Origin of the sequence: Ferrovum sp. JA12, assembly GCF_001431705.1 — a bacterium.
GTDB lineage: Bacteria > Pseudomonadota > Gammaproteobacteria > Burkholderiales > Ferrovaceae > PN-J185.
Genome location: NZ_LJWX01000002.1, coordinates 788,435 through 802,160 on the forward strand (window position 1 = coordinate 788,435; position 13,726 = coordinate 802,160).

Sequence of the window (13,726 nt, forward strand, 5' to 3'; positions counted from 1 at the left end):
AATAATGAAATCACTCATACTAACCTCAACACTAACTTGTCCAGATTGTGGTAATAAATGGCAAGAAAACATGCCACAGGATTCCTGTATATTTTTTGGTGAATGTCCTTACTGTCATTTACTTCTCAAACCACTCAAAGGAGATTGCTGCATTTACTGCTCCTATGGCTCTCATCCTTGTCCACCCATTCAAGAAAACCGATCATGTTGTAACTAATCGTTAATTATTAAGGTAAATCATTTAACCTCATCTTTATTTCTAGCATAGTTTGTTACTCTACCTATAAAAGGAATGAACAACATACCTGATAACCATAAGCAGTGTTTAGGGGCACGAAAAGTACTGATGCCAATTGTCATAGCAAGATGCCCTAAGCGAGGTTGTTCATGATAAGAACCAAACAGGCGATCCCAGATGGTCAGATTAAAACCAAAATTGCTATTAGTCTCTTCCTCCTCAATGGAGTGATGAACTCTGTGCATGTCGGGAGTCACTACAACATAGCGAATAAACTGGTCAATAAATCCAGAAATACGAATATTACTATGGTTAAACATTGAGGATGCATTGAGAATGACTTCAAATAGTACCACCCCTACAACAGGTGCACCAATTACGACTATAGTCACCCCTTTAATTACCATTGAAAGCAATATTTCGATGGGATGAAAGCGTAAACCGGTGGTGACATCTATATCCAAATCCGCATGATGTACACGATGTAAACGCCAAAGCACCGGAAAAGCGTGAAATAGTCGATGCTGAGTGTAAATCACAAAATCTAACAACACAAAGGAGAGCGCTGTAGCCAACCACAAAGGGATAGAAACAAGATGAAACAATCCAAACCCTTGTTGATTAGTCCATACAGCTATACCAACTGCTGCTGCAGGGAACAATAGACGTAGTAAAAAACTATTAAATAAGACCAACAGAAAATTATTAAACCAACGAACAAGTTTAGATTGTGTCAGTGACCGCCTTGGAGCGAGTAATTCCCAAATAACCATCACCGCTAACATTCCAAGGAAAACTGATAATCTCAAAATTAACTCATGTTTCACAACAAAAGCATTCATAAAAACAATCTTTGTCCCAACTTTGATTTATGATTTTATTTCAACTCATTGTATTGACTTTTATTAATCTTTTTAGTTTACCAAGCCAAACAAAAAATATCTTACTATTAAAAATAAGGTAGATCGGGACTGGATTATAAACATTCCGCTACCCTCTGACTTATATTACATACTCCAAGCTGCCAGTGTTGTGGCATGTTACTTGCTTCACGCAATTATAAATAGTGAAAACATGTTACATTCACTATGGTATCAACATAAACACATTAAGGAGAATAGATTGATGATAAACATCAGACCCCTGATCATTACTTTAGCCGTGGCTTTATGTGTTGGCAGTGTGACTGCCGAAGCGAAGGATACCGTTAAAATCGGATTTATTGGGCCCTTAACGGGTGGGAATTCTGCAATTGGTATTGGTGGGCGCAACTCAGCACAATTGGCGGTAGATCTAAAAAATAAAGAATCTAAAACAAAATATCACTATGAACTAGTGGTTTTAGATGATGAATGCAAACCCAGTACGGGTGTCCAGGTAGCGACTAAAATGGCAAGCGACAACTCGATCGTAGCTGGGGTAACACACTTCTGCTCTTCAGTGGCTATGGCAACTCTAAACACATACCATCGCTTTGATTTCCCAATCATTGTTTGGGGTGCTGTACTTCCTGATATTACTTACAAGCAAAACTATGCGCAAGTGCATCGGGTCAATGGAACCATGATCACTCAAAACCAAGTGGCAGCAAGGTTTATGACAGATTTAAAGTACACAAGGTTTGTTATTGTTCATGACACCACAGATTATGGTAAAGGTCATGAGGAATATTTTACTCAAGACATTAAAAGCCTGGGCGGAACTATCCTGGGTAGTTTCGGTGTACCTGTAGATCAACAAGACTTTACTACTGAACTAACGAAAATAAAGGAATTAAAGCCACAGGTGATATTCTTTGGTGGGTTGACGCCATTGGGTGTGAGAATTCGTAATCAAATGGAAAAAATGGGGATCCATGCACAATTTGAAGGAACTTCTGGTATCAAATCCGATGCTTTTATTGAGGGTGTTGGAAAAGATGTTGCAGAGGGCTCATTATCCTTTTTAGAAGGAGCTCCAGCAGAAAAACTCTCAGGTGGTAAATTTTTTCTTGAGCAATATAAAGCAGAAAAATTTAATGAGCCTCCCGAAGCATATGGTCCCTTTGCCTTCACAGCTACCAATTTAATTATTGATGCTGTGGAAAAGATGGGCCCTAATAGAAACAGGGTTAATCAAGAACTCAACAAAACCAATAATGTGAACACTATCATTGGGAAAGTCACCTTTGATGATCATCGCCAGAATATAGTACCCCTGGTAAGTGCTTATGTAGTCCAAGATGGTCAGTGGGTACTTTGGGAAGACAGTCAGTATGCTACCAAAAAACGAAAGCTAAAATAACCCTTTATTTAACACACCAAAAAAGGGATATTTTTTGTCTCCTTAATTTAAAGAAAACATGGACTCATTACTACAATATCTTATGAATGGCCTCATGCTGGGCATTATATATGCCATGGTAGCCGTAGGCTTTACATTGTTTTTTGGTACTTTAAATGTGATTCAGTTCTCTCATGGTGATGTATTGACTCTCGGCTCTTTTGCCGGCTTGAGTGCATTATCAATCATACCGAACCAATCAAGCTGGCTATCAATATTGGCGGTATTAGTTTTTTCCTTAGTGATATCGGCAATAATAGGGATGTTTATTGCTCAGTTTCTCATTCTTCCCATGAGAGAGGCCCCCTCCATTAATGTCTTACTCGCCACTTTGATGTTCGGTACGGTGATTCGTGAAAGTATTCGATTATTTTATCCTGATGGCGCCAACCCTAAACGCTTCCCTTCACTCTTACCCTCCACCCGGATTGCTATTGGTTCATTCACCTTGCCCTTTGACAATCTGATTATTCTCGCATTTGGTTTTTTTATCATTTTCCTACTTTCTTTAATCATCAATAAAACCAAATTAGGATTAGCTATTCGTGCAATTGCACAGGATAGTGAAACAGCCAGATTAATGGGGATACCTTTTAACAAGTATGTATTATTAACTTTTATTATTGGCTCCGTCTTAGCTGCCTTTGCCGGAGTTATGGACGCATTTTATTACAACGAAATTAGCTTCAATATGGGACTGCTACTTGGGGTAATAGGTTTCACCTCTGCCATTATAGGTGGCTTAGGTAATATATATGGAGCCATTCTCGGAGGCTTTCTTTTTGCTTTTTTAGAAGTTATCGGAGGCTCTCTCCTACCAAGCCTTGTGCCGTCTATACCTAGCGCCTATAAAGATGTTTTTGCCTTTACCATGGTGATTATACTAATGACTATTAAACCCACAGGATTGCTTGCGGAGAAATTAAGTGAACGAGTATAGTGCTATGAAGAACACCTCTGTATTAGCCTTAATAAAGTTAATTTTTTTGAGCTTGTTACTCAGCATAGCGTTAATCATCTTTCTAGAGTCAGAATCAAGATATGTTCTGTTGAGTATGATCATCACTATCATTTCTTTACTCTTTGTTTTTTTACGAATCAAAGCAACCCTACCATTTAATCAATTAATTTTTTTACATGAACCGAAAACCATCCCTGTTTTAATCACCTTGACTACGCTATGCATTACCGTGTACTTTCATAATACTCCCTTTGTATTACTGATGATGTGCACGGTATTATTGTACGCCACTGTCTGTCTGGGATTAACCATACAGTTGGGTTTTATCGGTATTGTTAATTTTGCGGCAGCCGCATTTTTTGGTATCGGAGGGTATAGTTCAGTTATTCTGTCTCACTACCCTATACCAAGTTTAATCATTATTCTGTTATCAGGATTAATTTCGATGCTCTTTAGTGGCCTACTCATTTTCCCTGTCCTCAAAACACGAGGACACTACGCAGCTTTAATTACCATAGCTGCTGGAATTTTGTTTAAAAACTTCCTGGAAGTAAATGATTCTCTCGGTGGATCGCAGGGATTACAAACACCTAGCATTCATCTCCTTGGGTTTGATTTTAATAACGCCTTGAGTTTGGGAGAGATAGATGTGTCTTTTTATGTACCCTATATCCTTTTATGTTTATCTGTCTTCATATCCACTTATTTAATTACTCAACGTATAGAAAAGTCATGGTTTGGATTAACTTTAGATATAGTTAGAACAGACGAAACTGCAGCATCCACTTTTGGTATCGCCATTACCAAATGGAAAGTGACCGCTTTTCTTTTCGGTAATTTCATTATCGGTATTGCTGGTAGTGTGTATGCCAGTGTCACGGGATTTATTGCGCCAAATAATTTTACCTTTAGTGATTCATTAATCATGATTTCAATTATTATTTTAGGCGGAATAGGAAATATGAGAAGTATCATCCCCGCCGCATTGATTATGATTATCGTTCCAGAAAAACTTCAGTTTATTCAAGAATATCGCTTTTTACTTTATGCCTTATTAATCATTGGCGTATTACTTTTTCGTCCAAATGGTCTATTTCCTCGACCAATTCGCAATTTTAATCAATAATTGTAGAGGACGACTATGTTAGAACCCATTATCGAAGTGAAAGAGATCGTTGTTCAGTTTGGTGGTTTAACTGCCCTAGATAAATTATCACTGATAATAAACCACAATGAAGTATTGGGGTTACTAGGGCCAAATGGTTCAGGAAAAACCACGCTGTTTAACGTTATGACAGGCATTTATCGAGCTAAGAGTGGCTCAATATATTTTCAACAACAGGATTTATGTAAGCTGAGTCCACAGGCCATTTTCACGCTGGGAATTTCTCGTACTTTCCAAAGATCTAGACTATCACTTGATTTAACGGTTTTTGATAACATTGCCATTGGCCGACACTTACACTTAACCAACGATCTGTTTTCAACACTATTTAAACCTGGTGTATTTAAACAAGAGTATCGAGATACTAAAATTAAAATTATGGATCTCATGGGGCTCTTTTGCCCACATTTGATAGCACAACTCGAAAAACCAGTACATCAATTATCTATGATTGATAGAAGACGAATAGAAGTATGTCGCGCATTAATCACAGAACCTAAATTACTTCTTCTTGATGAGCCCTCCGCTGGCATGACACATGATGAAACCCATGAGTTAATGAGTGATGTCCTGTTAGCCAAAAAGAAAATTGGAAATATTTCTATTGTCTTAATCGAACATGAGATGAGTGTCATTAAGTCAATCACTGAACGCTGTATTGTTTTGAGCTACGGCAAGCTTATTGCAGAGGGCCCTTATCAAAACATCATTCAGCATCATGAGGTTCAAAAAGCCTATTTGGGTGAGGAAGTGGCATGACTATACTCAATATTAATCAAATTTATGTGGGTTATGACTTGGTTAATGTATTGCACGGCATATCAATTGAAGTGAAAGCAGGAGAAATCACCTGTATTCTCGGTGCCAATGGAGCTGGAAAAACCACACTTATTCGAGCAATCACTGGGTTAAATAAAGTTCGTCAAGGAAATATTAACTGGCATGGTCAAGATATAACTGGGCTACCCGCCCATCAAATTGTTAAACAAGGGATTAGCTGTATTCCAGAAGGACGTAAAATTTTCCCCAAGCTCACCGTAACTGAAAACCTGCTACTGGGTGGTTTTCTAGAGAATAATCACCGGCTCATTCGTCAACGTATGGACCATGTCTTATCACTTTTCCCTCGTCTCGCGGAGAGAACCAATCAACTAGCAGGTACCATGTCGGGAGGAGAGCAAGCAATGGTATCTATTGGCCGCGGACTCATGGCAGAGCCTAAATTATTAGTTATTGACGAACCATCCTTAGGGTTATCACCTCTTTACGTACAAGAGAACTTTCGTATTATTGAATCCATTAATCGTGCAGGTATTGCGGTTTTATTAGTGGAGCAAAATGCAAAACAAACACTTAAGATTTCCCACCGTGGTTACTGTTTAAGCCAAGGAAAAGTTGTAGCCCATGGCACGGCCACAGAGTTACTTAATAACGATGAAGTCAAATCAGCTTATTTCTCGTAATAATTCAGACAATACTCCCTATGACCCATTCATTACATACCCATCAGCAATTACAAGAGCTTGTGCAACAAGACAAACTTATCTCTTTTCTTGATCAATTGGCGCGTTTCGGAGGACGCCCTCAGGGTGGAGTATCGCGGGAAGCACTCTCCGAGGAGGATATAAAAGCCAGAGCATTTCTTACTAGACAAGCAAAAGAAAAAAATTGGCAAATTAGTAGCGATGCCATTGGTAACCTCTTTTTTCGAATTGGTTCTTCAAATCTGCCTGCGCTACTGTGTGGTAGCCACATTGATACGCAACCCATTGGTGGCAAACTAGATGGAGCCTATGGTGTAGTAGCCGCTATGATGGCGGGAGAGATTTTAGAGCAATCCGGTATCACTGACAGTCAAGCCATTGAGATCGTCATTTGGAATAATGAAGAAGGCTGTCGTTTTTCACCGGGAACCATGGGATCTAGTGCTTTAGCCGATCCCAGAAGAATTAAAGCATATTTAAACTCTCGCGATAAAAATGGGATGACATTGTCGGAGGCTATTCAAAATTTAAGAGTTCATGAATCTCAGATTCCAGTAAGAGAAGTTTCCCCCGTCTATAAGGCTTATTTAGAATTACATATTGAACAAGGACCTATCCTTGAGCATGAAAAAAAGTCTCTAGGTATTGTCACTGGCATACAAGCCGTAAGATGGTTCAAAATTACTATTAAGGGTATCGCATCTCATGCAGGGACCACACCCATGTCCCTAAGGCGTGATGCGGTTGAGTTTGCCCATACTTGCTATGCCGCATTGCGTCAGGCTGCGCAACCCCTCATTGAAAATGGACTTTTATTCACTAGCGGCAGTTGGCAGGTTAGCCCTAACTCAATTAATACTATCGCAGATCAAGTTATCTTTACGCTAGACTTAAGGTGTCGTGACGATCGGTTATTAGATACTATGGAAGACGAATTGACAGTGATACTTAAAAAAATCAGTTCAGAAAACCAATTTAGCATAACTATTGAATCACTTTTCAAAAGAAAAGTGACACAATTTCCTGAAAGTGTTACGGATTGCCTAAAGGAAGCCTGTGCAATTACCCAAGAATTAACTAATTGTTCAGGCTATTACCCCATGGTCTCTGGCGCCTTTCATGATGCGATGTATCTGTCAGATCTATGCCCTACTGCAATGCTTTTTGTACCCAGTATTAATGGTATCAGTCATAACGCTATAGAGAATACACATCCTGAGGACTTAACCTTAGGATTAAAGGCCTTGGTTTCGTCGCTATATCTAATGAGTAATAGGTTCCATTAATCTCAAAGATCGTTGTCATTTCACCAATAATAAAAAAAGCAATAAAAGATTAAGAATGAGCGAGATAAAAACCAACAGCTTGATACCTATCGTTGGATCTCGTTTGAGCAATGGGGTGCGGCGAGCCACTCGCAGTGGACGCTGAGCGCCATATTCTAACGCCAACAAAAACTCCTCACAGGTTTCAAAGCGATCTTGTGGTTCCCGCGCCACACCTTTGAGTATCACATGTTCAAGCCACTCAGGTATATCAGGACAGTAGCGTATGGGCGTAATGGGATCACCAAATCGAGGCGTCTGAAACGGCTCGATTTCACCATAGGGATATTTGCGCGTTAACAATACATATAGCGTGACAGCCACTGCATATAAGTCACTAGATTCGTTAGCAGGAATCCCTTTAAACAGTTCTGGCGCCATAAAAGAAGGCGTACCAGGATTATTGATCTCATTAAAAGCCTCTTCAGCATCGAGTCCATCGGACGCGGCAACTCCCAGATCAAGCAGTCGCAGACGGCCATCAGATCCCAGATGTAGATTATCCGGTTTAATATCACGATGAATAACCCCTAGCCTATGCAATACTGCCAGTGCTTTCAACATGCGGATGCCTAAGTCGGCGACCTCAATGGCAGTAAACTTTCGTCCTAATTCCAGGTGGCGGGCAAGAGTAGCACCTTCATGCCAGGTCATTAGATAATACAAACAGGATCGTTGTGGCCAATTCAAAACCTGTGGAAATTCTGCGCTAACCACTCGACGCGCGAGCCATTCCTCATGGGCAATGGCTGCAATATCTGCTGAATCGGCATCACTGTGCAAGGTTTTAAGCACATAGTCCTGACCACTCTTTGAGTGACGCACGCGATAAAGGATCGTAATACGGGAGTCATGGATAACGTCAAGTACTATAAGACCATCTACCATCTGTCCTGATTTCAAACGCGGAGGCAATGGTAAAGCGGCGATACTTGTCACATTATCTCGCAAGCTCTGCAAGGGAAGTTGGATAATTTTTGCCACCAGCGCGGTACAGTTATCCTCTCCACCTGTCTCAGTGGCAGAGCAAGCAATTCGAGCTGCAATATCTTGTGCATTGTCAGAGGAGGAAAGAAGTTTAGTTAAATGAGCAGTACTCAATTCATTCCAGACCCCGTCACTGGCTAACAGAAAAAGATCCCCTTCGGCAAGATTACCATCAATAAAATCTATAGAAAGATTAGCATCCAAACCCACCGCACGAGACAGTACATTTTTAAGCTCCGGATGTACCCAGACATGATCAGTGGTCAGTAGTGATAGCTCATTATTGCGCAGACGGTAAACACGGGTATCACCAACATGAGCGATTGTATAACGCCTACCCCGCAACACCACAGCAGAAAGCGTAGTAGCCATTCCAGCAGTGACACTTGCCCGTCGACTGTGGGAATACAGCCAGCGATTCAACGCACTAATAACTTTTTCTAACGACTGTGGAATACTCCAAGTATCAGGGGTCGAATAATAATCGGCAAGTAAACTGCGGATACAATATTCAGAAGCATCGCGCCCGCTTGCGTGCCCCCCTACTCCATCGGCTACGGCGATCACAATACCCTTATTTTCCAGTGCTGCTGCATTGGGCGTGACGCCACCACAATAATCCTCATTATGTTTACGTAAACCTGCTAGGGAGGTATACCCTAAATCTACCTGCAATAAGCTTTTACTCATACGATAGTAAAACAAGCATCTATCATATTTTTGCGGCAGTTAGGTGCGAGGCTCCCCAGGTTGTACGCCAACGTGATTTAACACCGCTAAGCCCTATCAAGGCGACGATTACAAGGGCGGCAAAGATAAGAAAACCAATCTGATAGCTACCTGTCATCTGTTTGGAGTACCCCAAACTGGAGGCAAGATAAAAGCCGCCGATCCCGCCTGCCATACCGACCAAGCCAGTCATAACACCAATTTCTTTACGAAAACGCTGCGGAACCAACTGAAAGACGGCCCCATTACCCATGCCAAGACTCAACATAGCGACCACAAACATGGCGAGCGCAGTCCATGCACTGTCTGGTGCAAAACTTACCGTAAAGAGCGACAGAGCTGCCACCACATACATGCCGCTTAGTGATTTAACACCACCAATGCGATCTGCAATATTCCCCCCAATAGGGCGTACCATGGATCCTGCAAAAACACAGGCCGCAGTAAAAAAACCAGCTGTTTTAGCATCTAATTGGTATTGCGTATTGAAATAAATAGTTAACGATGAGGCAAGCCCCACGAATCCACCAAAGGTCACCGAATAAAAAAACATAAACCACCAAGCGTCCTGATCCTTGAGTACTGCAGCGAATTCAGCCAATGACTTCGATGGGGGGCAATCAGGAGAGTATTTAGCTAAGGTGATATAGATAATAAACACAGTAATCAGTGGTATTAACGCCAAACCAAAAACGTTTGTCCAACCATAAGCGATAGCCAGACTGGGCGCAACCAAGGCAGCAAGTGCAGTCCCGGAATTTCCAGCGCCAGCAATACCCATGGCGGTACCCTGATGTTCAGCGGGGTACCAACGCGAAGCCAGTGGTAAGGCGGCTGCAAATGATGCCCCTGCAACCCCCAAAAACATACCTAGTATAAGAGTCTGCAAGTAGGAGTGAACCCCCATACGCCAGGCGATGAATAACACAATAATAATGATAAGTTGACCGATAGTCCCAGCCAACTTTGGTTTAACCTGATCAACCAATAATCCCATAACAACTCGTAGCAGCGCCCCAGATAAGATGGGAGTGGCCACCATCAACCCCTTTTGTGCAGGGGATAAATGTAGGCTTGCTGCAATTTGAACACCGAGCGGGCCCAGCAATACCCAAACCATGAAGGCAAGATCGAAATAAAGGAAGGCCGATAGCAGTGTTGGCATATGCCCAGCCTTCATAAAACCTTTACTCATGAGAAACACTCCATTGTTGTTTATATTTTATTGTTCAGCAATTCCTATGCCACATTTTCGGGAGAACCCGTGCGTAACAAAACAACCGGAGTTTGGTTGAGTTTTTAATATAAATTGAAAATAATGGTGGCCCAATTATTGCGATAATGGTGCATGACCATTGATAAACATGACAAAATGGTGCGAGCTTCCTTATTTGAATCCTATAAGTGCATAGATAAAGTGCGTTACTAAGCATCTATGATCTACATTGTAAAGTTCTCATTCCCTACCATAAGGTTTATAGATGGCAGCTTAGCCTCCCCTAACAAATTTAACGGAATGGATTAATGTCATCAGTCATCTTCAGTGTTTAAAAAAATGCTTTCAATATAGCTTGGCACGCGACTTGCGTAATCACTAAGAGATTCAACGGCTAATGACTGATTAAACCTCCGATCAGAGCATCAGCTCCCCCCAAGGAGTGAGTTGAAAAGCATTATGCTAATTTTATGTGCCGAATAATTAATGAATCCCTTTTATAGTAAGGTTGACAAAATGACTGTAAAGAAAACAAGACTCGTTGTAATTGGTAATGGTATGGCGGGTATCCGCACTATAGAAGAATTAATCAAGATGTCCCCAGACGAATTTGATATCACCGTTTTCGGTAGCGAACCCAAACCCAATTACAATCGTATTTTACTTTCACCGGTTCTGTCAGGTGAAATGATGTTTCAGGATACCGTGTTAAATGACTGGAACTGGTATGAAGAAAACCATATCACCTTACAGGTTGGCAAAACGGTTACAAAAATTGATCGGTTCCATTGTCAGGTTGAAACCCAAGACGGCATAACAACACCCTATGATCGCCTGCTCATTGCTACTGGATCAAATCCCATCATGTTACCCATTCCCGGTATAAATTTACCTGGGGTGCTGGCATACCGCAGCATAGATGATGTAGAAAAAATGCTTGCAGCAACAAAAACCTGTCAGCGCGCGGTAGTGATTGGTGGTGGCCTTCTGGGACTGGAGGCCGCCAACGGCTTAGCTTTACAGGGAATGGACGTGTCTGTTGTGCACCTGTGTGACTGGCCCATGGAACGCCAGCTAGATAAAGTAGGTGGCGATTTACTAAAAGCAGCACTAGAAAAACGCGGGCTGAAGTTTTACTTGTCACGCGAGACGCAGGCTATCTTAGGAGAGGACAAGGTCACGGGCTTAAGTTTTAAGGACGGTGAACAAATTGCAGCTGATCTCATAATTATGGCGGCAGGTATACGCCCTAATATTGCATTAGCTAAGAATGCGGGCATCCATTGTGAGCGTGGTATCGTAGTCAGTGATACCATGCAAACTTATGACCCTAAAATATATGCAGTAGGTGAATGCGTACAGCATCGCGGTCAGACTTACGGATTAGTTGCGCCTTTGTTCGAACAGGCCAAAGTTGCAGCAAATCATCTCGCGCGCTACGGAAGAATGCTTTATGAGGGTTCCGCTGTTTCCACTAAGCTCAAAGTGACCGGTATCGATCTTTTTTCGGCCGGGGATTTCAATGTAAGAGCGGGTGACGAAGAGTTGCTGTTGCAAGATGCAGCACGAGGTGTCTACAAAAAGCTGGTACTACGTAACAACAAATTACGCGGTGCAGTAATGTATGGTGAGACCGTTGATGGTCCATGGTATTTTCAATTGATGCGTGAAGCAACAGATGTATCTGAACTTCGGGAGCATCTGCTGTTCGGTCAGGTACACCTAGGCGATGCGGGTCGCGGTGGCGCATCGAATGTAGCGAGTATGGCGGACTCAGCGGAAATCTGCGGCTGTAATGGTGTCTGCAAAAGCACCATTGTCAAAGCGATCATCGGTAAGAAGCTCTTTACACTGGAAGAAGTACGTTCCCATACCAAGGCATCGGCCTCTTGCGGTTCATGCACAGGTCTTGTGGAAGCTCTGTTAGCGAATACGCTAGGTGGCGATTATTCCGCGCAAACTAGTAAAAAGCCGATCTGCTCATGCACTGACCATCCGCATCAAGATGTACGGGATGCGATCTTAAAACTGAATGTAAAAAATATACCGGATTTGATGCGTGCGCTGAACTGGAAGACGGAGGACGGCTGTCATGTTTGCCGCCCAGCCCTAAACTACTATATGACTGCCGCCTATCCGGGTGTCTATGAGGACGACAGTCGCTCGCGTTTCATCAATGAAAGAGTACATGCCAATATCCAAAAGGATGGCACTTATTCGGTGATACCGCGCATTTGGGGAGGAGTGACCTCGCCTAAGGAGCTGCGTACGATTGCTGAAATCGCTGAAAAATACGAGGTACTAACTGTGCATATTACTGGTGGCCAGCGTATCGGTTTATATGGTGTCACTAAAGAGAATCTACCAAAGATGTGGGGAGATCTTGTGGAAGGGGGGTTCGTCTCGGGTCATGCCTATGGAAAATCATTGCGCACAGTTAAAACTTGTGTGGGATCCGATTGGTGCCGTTTTGGTACACAAGATTCAACGGGGCTTGGGATCACCGTTGAAAAAATGACCTGGGGGTCGTGGACGCCGCATAAGTTTAAGATTGCGGTTTCTGGTTGTCCGCGCAATTGTGCCGAAGCAACAATTAAGGATTTTGGTATTGTTTGTGTAGATTCGGGTTATGAAATTCATGTTGGTGGTAACGGCGGTATGAAAGTACGTGTCACAGATTTCTTGTGTAAGGTTGAAAGCGAGGCTGAGGTATTAGAGTATTGTGGTGCATATATGCAACTCTATCGTGAAGAAGCCCATTACATGGAACGTACAGCACCCTGGATTGAGCGCGTGGGCTTAGCCTATATTAAACAACATATTGTAGAGGATGCTAAGGGCCGTGCTAATTTATATGCGCGCTTCCTGGAATCGCAGCGCTATTCGCAGAACGACCCTTGGAAGGAACGAGCTCAGGGGAAAGACGCCCATGAATACACTACCCTAGCTACTCTAGCATGAGATTAAAAGAAATGAACTGGATACCAGTAGGCAATCTTGAAGACATCCCTCAACAAGGCTCACGCGTGATCAGCACTTCAAAAGGTGAAATTGCATTATTTCGCACTCTTGAGGATGAGATATTTGCTATCGATAACCGTTGCCCGCACAAGGGCGGGCCACTATCTCAGGGCATTGTACATGGTAAGCGCGTGACCTGCCCTCTACATAATTGGGTAATTTCACTAGCATCTGGTGAGGCGCTAGCGCCTGATACGGGATGCACTCATCGCCATGAAGTGCGGCAGAACCATGGTGTGTTGTTTCTCGCAGTGGATGCTCCGTCAAGCAAAGAATGA

At 42.4% G+C, this 13,726-nt stretch carries 12 protein-coding genes; 9 read left to right on the top strand and 3 right to left on the bottom strand.

The window, feature by feature from the left end; all coding sequences use genetic code 11:
• Positions 1-4 precede the first annotated feature (4 nt).
• A complete protein-coding gene (locus FERRO_RS10540) occupies positions 5-217 on the top strand; it encodes a GDCCVxC domain-containing (seleno)protein (RefSeq protein ID WP_082601261.1) in 213 nt (70 codons plus the stop codon).
• Between the two features lie 20 nt (positions 218-237).
• Here FERRO_RS10540 and FERRO_RS08785 read toward each other — a convergent pair whose 3' ends face one another.
• A complete protein-coding gene (locus FERRO_RS08785) occupies positions 238-1,080 on the bottom strand; it encodes a sterol desaturase family protein (protein WP_056930476.1) in 843 nt (280 codons plus the stop codon).
• Between the two features lie 283 nt (positions 1,081-1,363).
• Between FERRO_RS08785 and FERRO_RS08790 the strand changes: the two genes are divergently transcribed.
• The 6 genes from FERRO_RS08790 to FERRO_RS08815 all read left to right on the top strand — a co-directional run bounded on the left by FERRO_RS08790 (position 1,364) and on the right by FERRO_RS08815 (position 7,456).
• The gene (locus FERRO_RS08790; protein ID WP_056930477.1) at positions 1,364-2,521 is read left to right on the top strand and encodes a branched-chain amino acid ABC transporter substrate-binding protein; all 1,158 of its coding nucleotides are present in this window, start codon (positions 1,364-1,366) and stop codon (positions 2,519-2,521) included.
• 58 nt (positions 2,522-2,579) lie between these two features.
• Positions 2,580-3,500, top strand: a complete 921-nt coding sequence (locus FERRO_RS08795; RefSeq protein ID WP_056930478.1) for a branched-chain amino acid ABC transporter permease — start codon at positions 2,580-2,582, stop codon at positions 3,498-3,500.
• Between the two features lie 115 nt (positions 3,501-3,615).
• Positions 3,616-4,647: a branched-chain amino acid ABC transporter permease gene (locus FERRO_RS08800; RefSeq protein WP_152975734.1), complete on the top strand. Its 1,032-nt coding sequence runs from the start codon at positions 3,616-3,618 to the stop codon at positions 4,645-4,647.
• 15 nt (positions 4,648-4,662) lie between these two features.
• Positions 4,663-5,445 carry an ABC transporter ATP-binding protein gene (locus tag FERRO_RS08805; RefSeq protein WP_056930480.1) on the top strand — a complete coding sequence of 261 codons (783 nt, stop codon included), beginning with the start codon at positions 4,663-4,665 and terminating at the stop codon, positions 5,443-5,445.
• Positions 5,442-6,149, top strand: coding sequence for an ABC transporter ATP-binding protein (locus tag FERRO_RS08810; RefSeq protein WP_056930481.1), 708 nt, complete (start codon positions 5,442-5,444; stop codon positions 6,147-6,149). Before FERRO_RS08805 ends, FERRO_RS08810 begins: the two co-directional genes overlap by 4 nt.
• Before the next feature lie 20 nt (positions 6,150-6,169).
• Positions 6,170-7,456: a M20 family metallo-hydrolase gene (locus tag FERRO_RS08815; protein WP_056930482.1), complete on the top strand. Its 1,287-nt coding sequence runs from the start codon at positions 6,170-6,172 to the stop codon at positions 7,454-7,456.
• Between the two features lie 15 nt (positions 7,457-7,471).
• Here FERRO_RS08815 and FERRO_RS08820 read toward each other — a convergent pair whose 3' ends face one another.
• Positions 7,472-9,172 (bottom strand): bifunctional protein-serine/threonine kinase/phosphatase, encoded by a 1,701-nt coding sequence (locus tag FERRO_RS08820; RefSeq protein WP_056930483.1) that lies wholly within the window; start codon positions 9,170-9,172, stop codon positions 7,472-7,474.
• A gap of 22 nt (positions 9,173-9,194) precedes the next feature.
• Positions 9,195-10,406, bottom strand: coding sequence for a nitrate/nitrite transporter (locus FERRO_RS08825; RefSeq protein WP_056930484.1), 1,212 nt, complete (start codon positions 10,404-10,406; stop codon positions 9,195-9,197).
• A gap of 537 nt (positions 10,407-10,943) precedes the next feature.
• On the opposite strand from FERRO_RS08825, the gene nirB reads away from it, so the two are divergent.
• Both nirB and nirD read left to right on the top strand, forming a co-directional pair.
• On the top strand, positions 10,944-13,388 hold the full coding sequence (gene nirB / locus FERRO_RS08830; RefSeq protein ID WP_056930485.1) for a nitrite reductase large subunit NirB: 2,445 nt from the start codon (positions 10,944-10,946) through the stop codon (positions 13,386-13,388).
• Between the two features lie 11 nt (positions 13,389-13,399).
• Entirely contained in the window at positions 13,400-13,726 is a 327-nt protein-coding gene (nirD, locus tag FERRO_RS08835) for a nitrite reductase small subunit NirD (protein ID WP_056930486.1), read from the top strand.